Source organism: Aeromonas sp. ZOR0001 (genome assembly GCF_000801015.1).
Lineage (GTDB): Bacteria > Pseudomonadota > Gammaproteobacteria > Enterobacterales > Aeromonadaceae > Aeromonas > Aeromonas veronii.
Genome location: NZ_JRJY01000022.1, coordinates 60382 through 78364 on the forward strand (window position 1 = coordinate 60382; position 17983 = coordinate 78364).

Here is a 17983-nt window from a genome sequence, read left to right on the forward strand (position 1 = left end):
TCAGGGCTCCTCGGTTGCATTTGTTGCATTGAACGGGGCGGGCAGCAGCAATTCCCTGAGTTGGGCGATCAGCAGTTCCATCTCGGTCGGCAGCAGGGTCGCCATATTGAGCAGCACCTTCTGCTGGCGCACGGTGGCGATGACCGGCACCGGCAGTTCGCGCAAATCATCGAGCAGCTGCTGGGCCGGACGCGGGTCGGTGCACTCCAGCGCGGGCGCCGGATAGAACTCGTCCGGCAGGGTGCCGCCGCCCACCACCAGTTGGGCGGGGACCGGCACAAAGCAGCCGGGCAGGGCTTCCATCAGCAGGGAGGCTCTCGTTTGCATGGCGGCCGGGTTACTCAGGGTGCGCTGGGCGATACCCTCGCCGATGGGGGACTTGTTGAGCTTGTGGATGAGCAGGCGTTCGAGCAGGGAGTAGACGATGCGGCTCGGGCGGAAGGTGCGCATCATGGGGTGCTTTTCCAGCCGCTTGATAAGGTCGCTGCGGCCACTGATGATGCCCGATTGCGGCCCCCCCAAGAGCTTGTCGCCTGAGTAGCAGACCAGATCCGCCCCCGCCTTGATGTACTGGCGCACCGAGGTTTCGTCCGGCGCAAACTCCTCGGTGGTCAAGCCTGAGCCCTGATCCACCGCCAGCACCACGTGTTCGGGCAGGGCGCGGGCCACCTCGCCAATATCGGGGGATTCGGTAAAGCCGCGAATGGCGAAATTGGACTTGTGCACCATCAGTACCAGCGCGGTCTGATCGGTGATGGCATCGAGGTAATCTTTGGCGGTAGTGATATTGGTGGTGCCCACCTCCACCAGTTTGGCGCCGGAGAGCGCCAGAATGTCGGGAATGCGAAAGCCGCCGCCAATCTGGATCTGCTCACCGCGCGAGACGATCACCTCGCGCCCCTTGGCCACCTCCTGCAGCAGCAAGAAGAGGGAGGCGGCGTTGTTGTTGACCACCAGTGAATCTTCGGCCTGGGTGAGGCAACGGAGCAGGGGTGCGATCAGCCCCTTGCGCCCGCCGCGCTTGCCGGTGGCGAGATCCAGCTCCAGATTGTTGTAGCCGGTGTTGAGGTCGCGCACCTCGTCCCACAGTTCGCTACAGAGCGGCGAACGCCCCAGATTGGTATGCACCAGGGTGCCGGTGGCGTTGATCACCCGGGTCTGACGCTGGCGCAACTGCTGTTGGCAGCGTTTGGCAATCAGCGCCTCGATCTGCTCGGGGGCGACGCCATGCTGGCGAAAATCTTCGCTCTGGCGCAGCTCGCTCAGGGTGTCGCGCACCGCCTGAGTTACCAGCGGGCGGCTTAGCGCCTCGATAAACCCGGCGAGAAAAGGTTGTTGCAGCAGCTGTTCCACTTGCGGCAGACGGCGCGTTTGTTGCTGGCCGGGCTGTTGCTGAGAATCTGGCTGTGAATCGTCGGCAGCCGTACCTGATGCGGGCTGGCGATGGGGGATGGCTGGCGCGTGAGACGAGTTCGGCATGGGATTACCAGTGCAGTGCGTGGGTTCGGGATGCGCACCGGTTTGCCGATAGAGAGGCCGAGCTGACGGGTTATGGCAGTGCTGACGATTTGCGGATGAGTGCAAACTGGGTGCATCAATGAGCGGGTATAAATTAATGCTGCATCAATGCTGATTAATTAATTTTTGGTCAGCGAGATAACCTGAGTTCGGATTATATTGGCAAGCGGCAAGCACCTTTACTAAGGTATTATTTCAAACGTATTGAACAAACAATGGAAATAACATTCAGGCTGATAAATACAGCGAGAGAGTATTTGTTCAATAGATAAATTTGGCGGAAGAGGCAGGAATCGAACCTGCCAAAGCCTTCTCGGCTCACATCGGTTTTGAAGACCGAGGAGGCCACCAGACCCCATCAACTTCCGTAACGGTCGCCATTTTGTGGCAAATTTCTGTGACTGGCAACGCTTTTTTTGTCATAAAAAATCGAGAGTTAGCGATTTTTTGAAAAAATCAAAGAACCTTGTTTTATATCAAGTTCAGCACAATTAGCCCGATGTTTTTAATTTAACATCGGGCCTCGATCACATTGCCGGAACCGTTGGTCAATAACGGTCGTTAACAACTCGATAAATAATCACCGCTTGGCGTTGGCAATATTCCACTGATCCAGTTTATCTATTAACAGACCGGGATCCTTGGCGGCATCAAGATGCTGATAAAGATAATCCATCGCCTCGCTCACCATCTCGGTCATCGGGAAGGAGAACGCTACGATGGCCGGTTGTACCCCGACAAAGATCACCTCTGGGACAAAGGTCTTGAGCTCGTCGATCAGGAAATTGAGCGGCATATTGTGGGTCGAGAAGATAAACATCTCGGCGATGGTCTCGGGGGGGATCACCTGCAGGGTACCCGCCTTCTCGCCGATCTCGGCGGCATCCACCAGCACCACTCGCTCCGGTTGCAGCTCCCGCACCTTGTAGACCTCATTTTCCGGCGCGATGCCGCCGTCGATATGGATCCAGCCGGGCAGGGGGGCGGCCTGCAGCTTGTCGGCGAGATAGGGGCCGGCACCGTCGTCCCCCATCATGGCATTGCCCACGGTCAACACGAGATTGCAGCCCATCAGCGGCTCCTTACCATCAGGTACATATGGGGGTCGTTAAAGAGGGCGGTCAGCTGATCCATAAAGGTGTTGGTCCAGCCCAGCTCCTGCTCATCGAGCAGATTGTCGGCTTTGCGCAGCCGGTCGAAGGCGCAGGCCAGCATATGGCAGTGCTCGCGATAGATGGTGATCTCGCCAAAGGTGAGAAATCCCTCCATCTTGCGGCGCGCTTCGCTGCCCTCTGACAGCTTGGCCACCCAGTCGCGATAACCGATCAGCGAGCAGACCAGGTCTGCTCGCAGGCAATCGACGATGCCGAGGTGATGGCCGATGGCGAGGCTGTAGTACATCACCTCCTTTGCCTCTTCCGGCACGTCGAACTGCTCGTCAACGAACTTGCGCGAGAGGCGGTAGAAAAAAACCTCGTCAGCCATGTACCGCCTCTCCCTTGCCGGCCGCCCGGTTGAGGCAGGCATTTGCGAGGTTGTTGACGATCTCCGAGAGGCGGGGATCGTCGTGCTGATCGAGGTAGCTCTGGATGCGCAGATCCACATCCTGCTGGGTCGCCCCTTCGAGCAGGGCCATGAACTCGTCGGCGATGATCCGCCCCTGACGATAACCGGCCATGCGGCGCGCTTCGCGCTCGATCATCACCCGAATTTCATTGGGGATGCCGGTGTGGCGCAGCTCGACCCGCTCACCCGGTTGCACCTCGTGGCTGGTGGCTTTGAGTTTCTGCTCAAGCAGGCCGAGCGCCACGGCAAAGCCGTAGATGGTGGCCGCCGGTGTCGGAGGGCAGCCCGGGATATAGACATCCACTGGCACGATTTTGTCGGTGCCGCCCCAGACGCAGTAGAGGTCGTGGAAGATGCCGCCGTCACAGCCGCAGGCGCCGTAGGCGATGCAGATCTTGGGATCGGGCGCCGCCTCGTAGGCGCGCAGGGCCGGAACCCGCATCGCCCGGGTCACCGCGCCGGTAAAGAGCAGGATGTCGGCGTGACGGGGGGAGGCGACCACCTTGATGCCGAAACGCTCGGCATCGAACAGCGGGGTGATGGTGGCGAAGATCTCGATTTCGCAGGCGTTGCAGCCGCCGCAATCGACCCGGTAGACATAGGCCGAGCGGCGAATGTCCTTGAGCAGGGTCTTCTTGAGTTTGGTGATCTCGGGATCCTGTGCCAGCGGCACGGCGCGGGTATGGGCATGGCCGACAACCGGTTCTATGCCTTTGATCTTGCTCATCACATCCACTCCTGTTGTGCGGCCATCGGTGTGGCTACCGGTGCGATCAGGGCCGAGTCAGGCTGGCTCAGCATGCTCTGTTTTCGTTTGCAGTCGGGGCAGTGGTGCAGTCGCTCCGGGGTGGTCAGCGGCGTGCCCGCCTGCTTGAGGGTGTCCTCCACCAGTGCCACCAGCTTGCTCGGGGCAAAGTAGGTGCCGCACAGGGTGCAGGGGGCCAGCGCGAAGCGGGCCTCCTCATAGAGATCCGCCTTGTTGGTCACCGCCAGCTCAAACTCGGGTGAGAGCGCGATGGCGCGGGTCGGGCAGACCTCCTCGCAGCGGCCGCAGAAGATGCAGCGCGCCATGGAGATCTCCCAGCGCCGTTCGCCGGTCTCCATGTCCACTTCCATCACCAGCGCATTGGCCGGGCAGGCCTTGGTGCAGGCGGCGCAGGCGATGCACTGATCCGCCTGATATTTGGGTTTGCCGCGAAAATCCCGGTTCACATCAATAGGGGCGAAGGGGTACTTGGCGGTCGGGGTGCCAGCCTTGAGGATGGTCTTGAACAGCTTGATCATGATGACCCCTTATTTCAGCGGAGAGTTTTTGCGATCGATGCCGTAGCGCTCGATCTCCTTGTAGGAGACCACGGTGGATTTGCCCTTCTTGGGGTCGACCAGGGTGACCCGGTCGGTACAGGAGTAGCAGGGATCCAGACTGCCGATGATGAGCGGCGCATCCGCCACGGTATTGCCACGCAGCATGTAGCGCAGAGCTGGCCAGTTGGCGTAGGTGGCGGCGCGGCAGCGCCAGCGGAACAGCTTCTGGTTGTCTCCTGTCATGCTCCAGTGGACGTTCTCGCCGCGGGGCGCCTCGGTAAAGCCCAGCGCAAACTTGCCCGGCTGGTAGGTGAACCCTTCGGTCAGCAGTGGCCCTTCCGGCAGGTGCTCAAGGCCGAACTCAATCATGTCGAGGGAGTCGTAGAGCTCGTGGATCCGCACCAGCACCCGGGATTGTACATCGCAACCCGCCTTGGTCTGGATCTCCATCGGCAGCTCGCGGTAACCGGCAAAGTCGTGGACCCGGCGCACGTCGCGCTTGAAGCCGCTCGCCCGCACCATGGGGCCGACGCAGCTGAAATCGCGGGCAATTTGCGGGTCGAGCTTGCCGATACCGATCAGGCGGGAAGAGATGTTGGCGGTATCAAGCAGCATGGCCACCAGGGGTTTGAGCTCATCACGCAGCTCGCGCACCAGCTGGGCACCCTTGATGCGATCTTCCTTAAAGATGTCGCGGCGCACCCCGCCAATCAGGTTGAGGCCATAGGTCTTGCGGGCGCCGGTCAGCAGCTCGGCCAGGGTCATGGATTTTTCCCGCACCCGGAAGAACTGCATGAAGCCGGTGTCGAAACCGGTGAAGTGGCTCGACAGGCCGATGTTGAGGATATGGCTGTGCAGACGCTCCACCTCCAGCAGCACGGCGCGGATCATCTTGGCCCGCTCCGGCACCGGAATACCCATGGCGTTCTCTACCGAGGTGGTGTAGGCGACGCTGTGGGTAAAACCGCAGATGCCGCAGACCCGGTCGGTCAGAAACGCCACTTCGTTGTAGCCCATGCGAGTTTCCGCCAGCTTCTCCATGCCGCGATGGACATAGAAGAGGCGGTAGTCGGCATCGATGATGTCTTCCCCATCGACGAACAGACGAAAGTGGCCCGGTTCGTCGGAGGTGATGTGCAGCGGGCCGACCGGCACGATGCGGTTGGCATCACTGCCCAGCTCGTTGACGAAGGGGTAGGTCTCGGTGTCGGTGGTGGGCATCGGGCGCTGGCGATAATCCATGGCGTCCTTGCGCAGGGGGTGGATATCCTCCGGCCAGTCATCCGGCAGTACCAGACGGCGCTCATCCGGCAGACCGATGGCACGCAGGCCGTACATGTCGCGGATCTCCCGCTCGCCCCACACCGCCGCCGGAATGGTCGGGGTGATGGAGGGGTACTCCTGGGTATCGGCATCCACCAGCACCTTTACGGTGATCCAGCACTTGGTGTCGCCCTCCATGGAGAAGACGTGGTAGACGGCGAAGTGGCCGTTGAGGCTGCGCTCGTCATTGGCAAAGGAGAGCGGAAGCCAGCCCCCCAGCTGATGGAAGATCAGGCTGGCCGTTTCGACCAGACTGGTGGGCTTGACGGTAATGGTGGCCTGATCGGCGGTTTGCCACTCCTCGTCGACGATGGCGTGGGGCAGTTGGGCTCGCACCTGCTGGATGTAGTCGCAGCCGATGCGATCCGAAATGGCGATGGTCATGCAGTTCTCACTTTAATGTTCGGGAATGAGCATTCACAAATGATGAAATCGAAAAAAGTTGCTGTGCTGGCGGGCATGATTCAGATCCCGACCAGATAGGCGAGCAGCGCCAGCAGGGCCAGCCCCAACCCGTAGCGGGTGAGCTTGTGGGTGCGTACGAACTGGGTACGGGCCATGGCGTTTTCGATGATGCCGGCCAGCAAAAAGGCCACCAGCAGCTTGCAGGCGAGGATCAGCGCCGCGCCGATGAGCGCAGGCAGACTCCAGTTGGCCGCCTTGCCGAAGGGCAGGAAAATCACCAGAAAGAGCTGCACCACTACCAGCTGTTTGAGGCCGATGGAGAGCTTGAGCAGGGCTAGCCCCGCACCGGAATACTCGGTCAGCGGCCCCTCCTGCAACTCCTGCTCGGCTTCGGCGCAGTCAAAGGGCAGCTTGCCCATCTCGACAAACACCGCAAAGGCGCAGGCGGCGCCCGCCAGCAGGGTGGCAACCGGCGCGGCCAGCGGCTGGGTCGCCACATAGTTGCTGATATTGCCCAGATCCGAGCTGCCCACCATCATCGCCATGATGAAGCAGGCGAGCACCAGAATGGGCTCCACCAGAATGCCCAGCGTCAACTCGCGGCGAGCACCGATCCCTGCAAACATGCTGCCGCTGTCGAGCCCTGAGAGGGAGAAGAAGAAGCGGAAGATGGCGAACAGATAGATATCGGTGATGAGATCCCCGGCGATGGGGAAGGGGGACTCGTGAGTCAGGGTCGGCAGCGCCATCCCTACCAGCAAGAGGGCGGCGATGAGCAGCGCAGGCATCAGGTTGAAGATGATGCCGGCAGGCTCGGGGGTCACCTCCTGACGGCGCAGGAGTTTGGCGATATCCCGGTAATCCTGCAGCAGGCCCGGCCCCTGACGGGAGTGCATCTTGGCTCGCAGCACCCGGTTGAAACCGGTGGCGAGCGGCGCCAGCGCCAGCATGGCGATGGCCTGGGTCAGGGCGAGGGCAACCATGCCCCAGCTCGGCATTTCAAGAACAGGCATATCAGACTCCTACAGCCATCAGGATAAAGAGCGCCAGCACAATGCCGTGCAGCAGCCAGCCGGTCGTCCCGCTGGTATCGCTCACCCCGTGCAGGGCGCTGGCCAGATCGAGCTGCGGCTGCTGGCGATAGAGCGGCGCGCAGAGTTGGCGCAAGGTGTGGGTGACACCGCCGGAGGTGAGGCTCATGCGCTCCTCATAGGCGTAACCACAGGCCCACGGGGTGCCAGCGTGACGACGACCCAGCTTGGGCCCCTTGAAGATGGCCAGTACCAGCAACGGGATGAGGAACAGCCCCAGCAAGGTGATGGCGATAACGGGCGGGGAGAGGATCGCCTGGCTGCTATCGAGTGGCAGCAGGGTGGCGCCGGTGGCCACGTTCATTTGGCCGCTTACCAAGGCTTGGCCATAGCTGGCGATATGGGGGGCAATCCAGGGGGCGCCCAGACCCAGCACCAGACAGACCGCAGCCAGCAGCAGGGTGCCTGCCACCATAGCGCCCGGCACTTCGCGGGCGTGGCTCGCTTTCTCGCTGCGCGGTGCACCGCAGAAGCAGATGCCGTACACCTTGACGAAACACATCACCGCCATGGCGCCGGTCACCGCCAGCATCACTACCGCGAGCGGCGCAACGACAGAGGTGCCGAGTTTGGTCATGGAGAGCAGGGATTGATAGATAAACCACTCGCTGACAAAGCCGTTCAGCGGCGGCAGCGCCGAGATGGCCATGGCGCCGATGAGGAACGCCAGCGCGGTCCAGGGCATCAGCTTGGCGAGGCCCCCCATCTTGTCCATGTCGCGAGTGTGCAGGCGGAACATCACAGAGCCGGTGCCCATAAAGAGCAGGCTCTTGAAGATGGCGTGGTTGAGCAGGTGATAAAGCGCACCGAGCAGCCCCAGCACCACCAGCGCCGGTTGCTGGTTGGCGATGCCGATCATGCCGATCCCCATCCCCATCAGGATGATGCCGATGTTTTCCACCGTGTGGTAGGCGAGCAGCCGCTTGAGATCGTGCTCGGCCAGCGCAAACAGCACCCCGAGCACTGCCGAGCAGGCACCGAAAATCAGCACCACATAGCCCCACCAGAGCTGGCTGGCGCCGAGAAAATCGATGCTGACCCGCAAGATGCCAAAGAGACCCAGCTTGACCATGACGCCGGACATCAGCGCCGAGATATGGGAGGGCGCAACGGGCTCGGCCACCGGCAGCCAGCCGTGCAGCGGCACAAAACCGGCGCGCAGGCCAAAGCCGCAGAAGCTGAGCAGGAACACCAGAGAGGCCAGGGCGCCCGCCAGATGGTGGTCGCGCAGCGCAGCGAACTCCAGCGAGCCGCTTTCACGGCAGAGCAGCCAGAAGGCGATCAGCACCAGCGCCATGCCGATATGGTTCATCACCAAGTAGAGGCGGCTCTGTTTGGCAGCATCCGGGTTGGTCTTGACCAGCCAGTAGGTGGTGAGGGTCACCAGCTCGTAGCAGAGCAAGAAACCGAGCGCATTGTCGGCCAGTACCATGCCCACCATGGCAAAGAGGAAGAGGTTCATCAGCGCGCCGATGGCCACATCCCCCTTGCCCTGATATTCGCGGATATAGGCAAAGGAGTAGAGGGCGACGGCGACGCCGACGGTGCTAATCACCAGCAGCATCAGCGCGGAGAGCATATCGAGGTGCACCGAGCCCAGCAGCCAGAGCTGGCCATCGACGGGGGCACCATGAGCAAAGATCTGGATGGCGGCGACCAGACCCGCGAGCGAGCCCAGCAGGGCAAAACCGCTGTTGAGACGGTTGGCCAGTGCGGGCCGCTTTTGCAGCAGCAAACCGGCGGCCGCGCCCAGCAAAAAGAGCAGGAGCGTAGCCATTACAAGGGGGGACAACATCAGCGAACTCCCTCTGTGGTGGATAAATCGGATGCAGGGAGCGCCGTGGCAGGCGCCGAGAAGGCGGAGGCCCCTTGCGGGTTGGTGTCGGCCGCTTGCTGGCGACGGATACGGGCGGCGCGTTCGGTGTCGCCGTCATTGACCAGCTTCAGCGCCTGGGAGGGGCAGGCTCCGACACAGGCGGGGCCGTCGGCGCGAAACTCGCACAGGTCGCACTTGACGGCGATGCTGCGCACTCCCGGCTCCCAGCTCAGCAGATCCTCGCCAAAGCAGCGCAGGCCTGCGGAAGTTGAGGGGTTGCTGGAGCGGATGGAGCAGGGGATATAGGTGTCGTAGCTGTTGGCCACGGCTACCGGACGGCTGCCGCCGCTCTGGATGGCGCCAAAGGGGCATGCAACGGCGCAGAGATTGCAGCCAATGCAGAGCGACTCGTTGAGTTGCACGCAATCGCCGGTCTGGCGAATTGCCTCGACCGGGCACACCTTGATGCAGGGGGCATCGTCACAGTGACGGCACTGAACCGGCATGGTCGCCTGCTCGTGTCGCATAACGGTTAAACGGGGGGCTTGCTGCAAACCTTGCGCCTTGTGTACCTCGCTGCAGGCCGCCATACAGGTGCCACAGCCGATACAAAGCTTGGGGTCAGCGATAACGAAGCGGTTCATAGCCTACCTTGTCGTGTCGCGAACGGAGAAAGTAGGGGCAGGTTGGCAAGATACGGGCCAGATTGGTTTTTGCTGCAAAAATCCGCTTTAAGTGACTGTTTTTAAATAAATAAAAATCTTTATGTGGTTGAGTGAAAGGGCTAGTGTGGCTGTCGAACTGTGACGTTCGTCACTTGTGACGAAGCCGCCGGGAGGGTTCGTCACCTTGGAAAACGCAGCATAAGCAGGGTGCAAAGAACGCAGTGAATTGCACCGCTCTCCAACATATGTTCGCGGTGCACGGCGCTGCGCTTGTTGCACCCTACGTCGGTGGTCTGTTCGGATAGAGCCCGTCAGTGTTGAAACAGTAGGTTCGATTAGCGAAGCGTAATCGGACGCACGAGAACGCAAACATATCGGCAGCATGCCGGGAGTAGGGTGCAATGAACGAAGTGAATTGCACCGTTGGCAACATATGGTCGTGGTGGTTTGCTCCCTTCTCCCCTTGCGGGAGAAGGGCTGGGGATGAGGGGCCGGTAATGGGGGTTAACGGAAACAAGAGAGGGAGGCCAATGCCTCCCTCTCTATTGCTGACGTTTTCTATGTCATTAAGGCGCTATCAACACGCCATCAGATATCCACCTGTGAGCCCAGCTCGATGACCCGGTTGGGCGGGATCTCGAACTGATCCGGGGCGCGCAGGGCGTTGCGCTGCAGCAGCATAAAGAGCTTGCCGCGCAGATAGAGATACCAGGGGCGGTCTTTCATGATGAGCGACTCGTGGGCCATAAAGAACGAGGTCTCCATCATCCGGCAGCTCAGCCCCTCGGCGTTGCAGCGGTGGAAGATCTCCTCCACGTTCGGAGTCTCGCGCCAGCCGTAGCTTGCCACCACCCGCCAGAAGGTGGGGGAGAGCTGCTCGATGCAGACCCGGCGCACATTGTGGACGTAGGGCACCTCTTCCACCCGCAGGGTGAGCAGGATGATCCGCTCGTGCAGCACCTTGTTGTGCTTGAGGTTGTGCAGGAGCGCATGGGGGATCACATTGACCACCCGCGACATATAGACGGCAGTGCCCGCCACCCGGGTCGGCGGGGATTTCTCCAGCGAGGCGATCATCGGCTCAAGGGAGTTGCCGTGCTCGTTCAGGCGGCGAATAAGCTGAAAGCGCTCGCTCTTCCAGCTGGTCATCACCGTGAACATCACCGCGCCCAGGGTGAGCGGCAGCCAGCCGCCGGAGAAGATCTTGGCAAGATTGGCGGCAAACAGCGGCACGTCGATACAGAGCAGCGCGGCAAACAGGATGGCCACCAGATATTTGTTCCAGTGCCAGCTGTTCTTGGCCACCGAGCAGGAGAGGATCGAGGTGAGCACCATGGTGCCGGTCACCGCGATGCCGTAGGCCGCCGCCAGATTGCTGGAGTGCTCGAAGCTCATGATGACGATCACCACCGAGATATAGAGCATCCAGTTGATGACCGGAATATAGATCTGGCCGGACTCCTGCTCTGAGGTGTGAACGATGCGAATGGGTGAGAGATAACCGAGGCGCACTGCCTGCCGGGTCAGCGAAAAGACCCCGGAGATCACCGCCTGCGAGGCGATCACCGTCGCCATGGTCGCCAGCAACAGCAGCGGCACCAGCGCCCATTTCGGCGCGAGCAGGAAGAAGGGGTTGGCAATGGCCGCGGGATTGCTTAGCAGCAGCGCCCCCTGACCGAAGTAGTTAAGCACCAGGGAGGGCAACACCACGATAAACCAGGCGAGGCGAATTGGATTTTTGCCAAAGTGGCCCATATCCGCGTAGAGCGCCTCCACCCCGGTGATGGCCAGCACCACGGCGCCGAGGGCAAAGAAGGAGGTGGTCTGGTACTGGATAAAGAAGCGCACCGCCCAGACGGGGTTAAGCGCACCCAGCACCTCGGGGTTGTGGATGATGCCGCGCAGCCCCAGCACCGCCAACGTCATAAACCAGATCAGCATGATGGGGGCAAACAGCTTGCCCACCATGGCGGTGCCATGTTTCTGGATGGCAAACAGCAGGGTCAGCACCAGCACCGAGAGAGTGACGATATAGGGGTCGAGGGCGGGGGTGAGAATGCTCAGCCCCTCGATGGCTGACATCACCGACATCGCCGGAGTGATCACCACCTCGCCATAGAAGAAGCTGCCGCCAATCAGGCCGAGGATGATCAGCAGCGGCGTCCAGCGGGTGGAGGCGTTGCGGGTCGCCAGCGACATCAGGGTGAGAATGCCACCCTCGCCGGCGTTGTCGGCCCGCATCACAAAGGAGAGGTACTTGACCGACACCACCAGGATCAGCAGCCAGAAGATCAGCGAGAGAAAGCCGAGAATGGAGGCGGGCTCGACGCCGAACCCGAATTGACCTGACAGGCACTCGCGCAAGGTATAGAGCGGGCTGGTGCCGATATCGCCATAGACTACGCCAATCGCCGCCAGCATAACGCCGGGAGTGGCTTGTTGTTTATCACAGTTCATGAGTTCATCTTGTCAGTTTGATGTTTACACGTTTGCCAACGCACAGCTGCCCGACCTACCAGGAGAGTCGTGATATTTAATCGGGAGAGAATTAATGGATTGCGATGGGAAAGGGCGCTAACGGAATAGTGATCTGCTTGTCATGGAACACAGTCTGTTCATCTGTCATTAAGCTTATAATGACACACACTCTGCGGGACTATGCTCAGTTATAAATAATCAAAAGTTCAATTTGAGTAAGAGAATTAATTATCCGGCGATTGAACTATATGGCGCTGAAGCGGGCAACTGATTGTTTTATCTGGGGATATGTTGGGCCGGTATTTTTATCGAGGTGGGTGATAAAAAGACGATAAAGTAATGACGCAATTAATTGCGTGCAGAATGGCAAAGGGGAGGGCGTTGGGTAGCAATGGAGTCTTTATTTATTCAGGGGTAGGAACATGACCGCCGTGACGACGGTCATTAGTAAATATTTGTTATTTTAGTACATGTTTTTCCAGTTCGGATGAATGTGAATATATTCCAGTATGAGTGCCGGCTTCGATGTCTAATAATGATGTTCTTAGTCGTGCATATTTTGGATTTGTTGAAAAATCAGCTGATGTTATATGTTGAAATAAGTTATATGGTTTGTCTTTTTGGGGCGTCTCATTAAGGTAATATCCTTCAAAGTCTGGAATATGAACCAAGGTTTTTACTCTACCTTGAGTTTCATCAGCAGCAAGCCTGATTTTTTCGTTTATAGTCCACATTGCATTTTTGTTTCCATTACCAAGGTACTTTGTGTCTAAATCATGGATCGCGATAGCTTTTGCACCAAACTGGTTAAATATTTTAATGAAGGTTGGAATGTTAGCCTTTCCTCGACAATTGATAACGCAATGTGTCATAGAGAGATTATGAGTTTTTATTTGATCTTGATAAGCCAAATATTCTGTATCACCTTCAACAAGCAAAGATGTATCATAGAAGAAAAACTCATTAACAGTTGGACAGCAGCGATTTAAAATTTTTAAGTTATCTTTTTCCTCTGGAGAGAAACATGATTTGTCTGTCTGGTAATAAAGGACGTCTGAGTTAGTATTGGATACTTTTATTAGAGTGGTGTGATCTTTAGTTAAGTCTATAAAAATTGGAGAATGGGTTGTACAGATAACCTGCCAGCCATCTAAACTAGCTAAGGAATATATTGCTTCGCAAGCGGATCTTATTACTGCTGGATGCATGTTTATTTCTGGCTCATCAATTAGCAATACTTTTTGTCTTTCGGCTGGTATCGGTGTTCTGCCATTTTTAAGTAGACCTTGAGAGCTTAGTGTTTTTATCGCGGCCCAAAGAAAGGATCGTTGTACTCCGGATCCTTGATTTGATAACGGCGCTGAACTTCCATTATTTTCAAATATGAAACGGCTTCCTTCTTTAATTGCCTTCTCTGGGTCAAATTTACCTACGCCGGTTTCGAAGACAACGCTCATTCCACTAAACATTGTATCTACTTCAGCTTGGATACTAGCGCTTATCTTGGATATATCATTTGATAATTCACTTTCGACCTCTTTAGCTAGGACATCAATTTCTGCCAGTATCTTGGCAACCTTTGACTTATCTTGTTTTATTTTTGATGCAGCATTTTTAGAGATTAATTCTTTCACTATCAGTTCTAGTGCATCAGTTTTATCGGTTGGATTTATTCGTATAGGCATTGGCAGTCTACTACTCAAGATTGAGTTAAAACCACCAGAACCACCAGTCTTAAAATCATTAATTTTATTACTAAAGCTATATTTTTTGGCTTTTTCATCTGCTTTTTCCCAAACGAATTTAACCTTAGTGCAATCTCCAAACTCGACATCGTCTTTTATAAGCCATTCTTGTCCGATACTATCAATATCATCGGTTGAGATATCGTTAAAAATACCAGTTATAGAGATTGGTAATGAATCATTTTGATTGTGAAAATAGTCAAGGGAAAGTTCAGCACCAACAGAGCAGTATGCCTCATATGCATCTAAAATAGTAGATTTTCTACAGTTATTAGGGCCGATTAAAACAACCACATTATCTATGAGAATTTTAACTTCAGAACTAATACCTTTGAAATTTTTAATTAGTAACGCAGCTAGTTTCATTATATATTTCCAGTTGGTTTTGAATTTTAATAAAATAGAAGATAATTAAGTTGGCGACGATATATCTTGAGGAGCTAAATTAGATAGATTAAAAACATCCATTATAAGGTCCCACTCTGCTAATCTACCCAAGCACCAAATTAAAAAACTTTGCTCATGGGATTTATCAATAAGCTCCCCTGCAGAGACCGAGGGTAATTTCAAATTCAATATCCATAAGCAATAGCAGTATGCATCACTATTAATATGTCGCAACTCGCTTAGAAGCTCAGGATGTGCTTTTCCTAGCTTTATATATAGCTTTGATATAAGCCATCCTGCATTGCATTTGTTGCATAAATCGTGACGAAATTGTAATAATGATATGGCATCAAGCTGTTCAATCATAAGACGACAGCATTCTATTTCTTGATAACTTTGCCAAGATTGCATTAATATGTTTTTGTAATCATCATGATAGTGCTCAAGCATAAGTTTATATGCCTTGCGTCTAAAAACCACTCTATCTGAATTTGTAAGAAAATATAGTATGCTAAGCTGCGTATTTGTTTTTAAAGATGAAAACAAAAAACTTAAGCTAATAAGTGCACTTAGAGCAACTGAGTATTTTGATGTCTTTGCTATATGTAACAGCTTACTTGCCAAATCTTCATACAAAAGACCCTTCCCATCTTTTATATCAAATTCAATTTTTCTATTTATTAAATCACGAAGGTACAGATTATGTGATATTGAATGAATTAGAAGTCTAGAAGTATTACTTGCATCTAGAGCACCAATGAATGCTCTTAAAAATGGTGCTTTTGATTCGACTGAAAAGCTAGATTCTTCTAGTAAGTTTAAAATAAACTCAATTTTATCAACCACATTTTACCTCTACCATTATCCTGTTCATTGCTAGCTTGAAATTGAACGCTATGAATAGTTTTCCCTATCTAGCTGCTTTAAATTTCGTAGCTATATCAGGAACACGACCCCAACGGAGCTGGTTGCCAACTGAAGCATGCTATCCAATCGGGTAGGGGGTAAAAAGGGCAATCGGCGCATAATCTGTCCAAGATCAATAAATTAGTCATTGATTGGTTGTTATTTGCGCTCTCGAGCTAAAAGGGCAGGGTGAAATACCTTAGTCAGCCGGTGTCGATCTCGTCACTTTTGTCGTGTCGATCACACTTCCCACCCCGTCGTCACCCTCGTCAGTAGCAGTAAATAGCAAGCTGCTCTTGCTGATTACTCCTTTATTTTCAGTTGCTTGTAAATTTTTATCGCACCCTTGGCCCGTTTTGGTCTGATAAATGCTTTGTGGGGGGCTGGCCGCCTCTTTGCCTGTCGGCGGGCGGCCCGGTGTAACGAACCATTTAGGATCCCTCTCTATGAACAGCTTCGTGATTGCAGATCCCAGTCTCTGTATTGGGTGTCGTACCTGTGAGGTGGCCTGCGCCGTTTCACACCAGTCAGGGTCTTGCAGCGGGACCCTTGAGCGGGAGGGCGGCCTGCATCTTGCCATCGAGGATGGACATTTGGTCTCCAGGGACAGCTACTTTCAGCCGCGCCTGAAGGTGATCGTGGGCAGCAAGGTGACCACGCCGGTGCTCTGCCGCCAGTGTGAAGACAAGCCGTGCGCCATGGCCTGCCCGAACAATGCCATCGTCAGCGAGGATGGTTGCGTCAAGGTGTTGCAGGAGCGCTGCATCGGCTGCAAGTCCTGCGTGGTGGCCTGTCCTTACGGTGCCATGGCGGTGGTGCTCAAAGAGGTGGCACCCGCTGCCGATTCGCTCTTCAAGCGTCCGCAGACCAAGGCGCAGGCGCTCAAGTGCGATCTCTGCCGTCACCGCGAGGCGGGCCCGGCCTGTGTCGAGGTGTGTCCGACCCAGGCGCTGCGGCTGGTCACGCCGGAGCATCTTGAAAACCTGAACCGGCAGAAACAGCTGGCCAGTGCCGAGGCACTGCTGGCGATGCCAGCGCGGGTGTGAGCGGGCTTGCCGAGCCGTTTTTCGTTAACAAACAAGAGTGTGAGTCATGAAAAAAGTCATTACCGTGTGCCCCTATTGCGGCACCGGTTGCAAAATCAACCTGCTGGTTGAAAACGACAAGGTGGTGGGGGCCGAAGGCGCCAACGGCCGGACCAATGAGGGGCAGCTCTGCCTCAAGGGCTATTACGGTTGGGATTTTTTGAACGACACCAACCTGCTGACCCCCCGTCTCAAGAGCCCGATGATCCGCCGCGAGCGCGGTGGCAAGTTCGAGGCGGTCTCCTGGGACGAAGCGATCGCGTTCGCCAGCAGCCGTCTCTCTGCCATCAAGGCGAAATATGGCCCGGACGCCATCATGACCACCGGCTCTGCCCGTGGCCCCGGCAATGAAGCCAACTATGTGATGCAGAAATTTGCCCGTGCGGTGATTGGGACGAACAACGTCGACCACTGCGCGAGGGTGTGACACGCACCCTCAGTCTCCGGTCTGGAGACAACTGTAGGTAACGGCGCCATGAGCAACGCCATTCCCGAAATTCAAGAGACCAAGTGCCTGCTGGTATTTGGTTACAACGCTGCTGACTCTCACCCCATCGTGGCCCGCCATATCCTCAAGGCGAAGGCAAACGGGGCCAAGGTGATTGTGTGTGATCCCCGTATGGTGGAGACCGCCCGCATCGCCGATCAGTGGCTGCCGCTCAAAAACGGTTCCAACATGGCGCTGGTTAACGCCTTCGCCAACGTGTTGATTAACGAAGGGCTCTACAACAAGGCATTTGTCGCCAACTACACCGAAGGGTTCGAGACCTTCAAGGCGACGGTGGCCAAGTACACCCCGGAATATGTCGAGGGGATCACTGGCCTGAAAGCCGCCGATATCCGCGCCGCTATTCGCACCTACGCCGAGTCGCCTGCGTCCATGATCCTGTGGGGCATGGGGGTGACCCAGTACGGTCAGGCGGTGGATGTGGTCAAGGGGCTGGCGGGTCTGGCGCTGCTGACCGGCAACTTCGGTCGCCGCGGCACCGGCTGCGGGCCGGTGCGTGGTCAGAACAACGTGCAGGGCACCTGTGACATGGGGATGCTGCCGCACCAGTTCCCGGGTTATCAGTCTGTGGCCGATCCCGCCATCAGCGCCAAGTTCGCCAAGGCGTGGGGCGTGGCGTCGCTCTCCCAAAAGCCCGGCTATCGCCTGACGGAGCTTGGCCATAAGGTGGAGGAGGGCAAGTGCAAGGCCTTCTACATCTTCGGTGAAGATCCGGCCCAGACCGAAGCTGACTTGGGTCAGTTCCGCCGTACTCTGGCGGGGATGGAGCTGGTGATCGTGCAGGATATCTTCATGACCCAGACTGCCGAGATGGCCGACGTCATTCTGCCCGCCACCAGCTGGGGCGAACACGAAGGGGTCTACAGCTCGGCGGATCGCGGCTTCCAGCGCTTCTACAAGGCGGTGACGCCCCCCGAGAACGTGAAGCCGGACTGGGCGATCTTCTCGTTGATGGCGACCGCCATGGGTTATCCCATGGAGTACCACAACACCGAAGAGATCTGGGACGAGATGCGTGCGCTCTGTCCGCTCTATGCCGGGGTCAGCTACGACAAGATGGCCGATCTCAAGAGCGTGCAGTGGCCTTGCCCGACCGAGGATCACCCGGGCACCAGCACTCTGTTCGAGGGGAACGTGTTCACCACCCCGAGCGGCAAGGGTCAGCTGATTGCCTCCGAGTGGCGG

Annotated in this window: 14 protein-coding genes and 1 tRNA gene; 2 read left to right on the forward strand and 13 right to left on the reverse strand. The window is 56.6% G+C overall.

The features are described from left to right. The 13 genes from selA to L972_RS21270 all read right to left on the reverse strand — a co-directional run bounded on the left by selA (nt 1) and on the right by L972_RS21270 (nt 15145). Nucleotides 1-1479 (reverse strand): L-seryl-tRNA(Sec) selenium transferase, encoded by a 1479-nt coding sequence (selA, locus tag L972_RS02795; RefSeq protein ID WP_047435252.1) that lies wholly within the window; start codon nt 1477-1479, stop codon nt 1-3. 314 nt (nt 1480-1793) lie between these two features. Then, nucleotides 1794-1885, reverse strand: a tRNA-Sec gene (locus L972_RS21265). Between the two features lie 213 nt (nt 1886-2098). Next, nucleotides 2099-2590 (reverse strand): hydrogenase maturation peptidase HycI, encoded by a 492-nt coding sequence (gene hycI, locus L972_RS02800; protein ID WP_047435255.1) that lies wholly within the window; start codon nt 2588-2590, stop codon nt 2099-2101. Continuing rightward, the gene (locus L972_RS02805) at nt 2590-3003 is read right to left on the reverse strand and encodes a formate hydrogenlyase maturation HycH family protein (RefSeq protein ID WP_047435257.1); all 414 of its coding nucleotides are present in this window, start codon (nt 3001-3003) and stop codon (nt 2590-2592) included. Before L972_RS02805 ends, hycI begins: the two co-directional genes overlap by 1 nt. Further along, the gene (locus tag L972_RS02810) at nt 2996-3811 is read right to left on the reverse strand and encodes an NADH-quinone oxidoreductase subunit B family protein (protein ID WP_005333324.1); all 816 of its coding nucleotides are present in this window, start codon (nt 3809-3811) and stop codon (nt 2996-2998) included. The genes L972_RS02805 and L972_RS02810 overlap by 8 nt, the downstream gene beginning before the upstream one ends. Then, the gene (locus L972_RS02815; RefSeq protein ID WP_047435261.1) at nt 3811-4368 is read right to left on the reverse strand and encodes a formate hydrogenlyase complex iron-sulfur subunit; all 558 of its coding nucleotides are present in this window, start codon (nt 4366-4368) and stop codon (nt 3811-3813) included. The genes L972_RS02810 and L972_RS02815 overlap by 1 nt, the downstream gene beginning before the upstream one ends. A 9-nt stretch (nt 4369-4377) precedes the next feature. Then, a complete protein-coding gene (locus tag L972_RS02820) occupies nt 4378-6096 on the reverse strand; it encodes a hydrogenase large subunit (protein ID WP_017784116.1) in 1719 nt (572 codons plus the stop codon). An 80-nt stretch (nt 6097-6176) separates the two neighbouring features. Further along, nucleotides 6177-7130 (reverse strand): respiratory chain complex I subunit 1 family protein, encoded by a 954-nt coding sequence (locus tag L972_RS02825; RefSeq protein WP_047435264.1) that lies wholly within the window; start codon nt 7128-7130, stop codon nt 6177-6179. Between the two features lies 1 nt (nt 7131). Continuing rightward, the gene (gene hyfB / locus L972_RS02830) at nt 7132-9003 is read right to left on the reverse strand and encodes a hydrogenase 4 subunit B (RefSeq protein ID WP_047435267.1); all 1872 of its coding nucleotides are present in this window, start codon (nt 9001-9003) and stop codon (nt 7132-7134) included. Continuing rightward, nucleotides 9003-9668, reverse strand: a complete 666-nt coding sequence (locus tag L972_RS02835; RefSeq protein WP_047435270.1) for a 4Fe-4S dicluster domain-containing protein — start codon at nt 9666-9668, stop codon at nt 9003-9005. Before L972_RS02835 ends, hyfB begins: the two co-directional genes overlap by 1 nt. Before the next feature lie 609 nt (nt 9669-10277). Beyond that, the gene (kup, locus tag L972_RS02840; protein ID WP_047435273.1) at nt 10278-12146 is read right to left on the reverse strand and encodes a low affinity potassium transporter Kup; all 1869 of its coding nucleotides are present in this window, start codon (nt 12144-12146) and stop codon (nt 10278-10280) included. Nucleotides 12147-12625: 479 nt separating this feature from the next. Next, nucleotides 12626-14278 (reverse strand): ATP-dependent nuclease, encoded by a 1653-nt coding sequence (locus L972_RS20510; RefSeq protein WP_081990678.1) that lies wholly within the window; start codon nt 14276-14278, stop codon nt 12626-12628. Between the two features lie 45 nt (nt 14279-14323). Then, on the reverse strand, nt 14324-15145 hold the full coding sequence (locus L972_RS21270) for a hypothetical protein (RefSeq protein WP_139714670.1): 822 nt from the start codon (nt 15143-15145) through the stop codon (nt 14324-14326). A gap of 506 nt (nt 15146-15651) precedes the next feature. Between L972_RS21270 and L972_RS02845 the strand changes: the two genes are divergently transcribed. Together L972_RS02845 and fdhF are read left to right on the forward strand one after the other, a co-directional pair. Beyond that, on the forward strand, nt 15652-16251 hold the full coding sequence (locus L972_RS02845; protein WP_047435276.1) for a 4Fe-4S dicluster domain-containing protein: 600 nt from the start codon (nt 15652-15654) through the stop codon (nt 16249-16251). Between the two features lie 46 nt (nt 16252-16297). After that, on the forward strand, nt 16298-17983 hold a 1686-nt coding region (gene fdhF / locus L972_RS02855), incomplete at its 3' end, for a formate dehydrogenase subunit alpha (protein ID WP_081990679.1).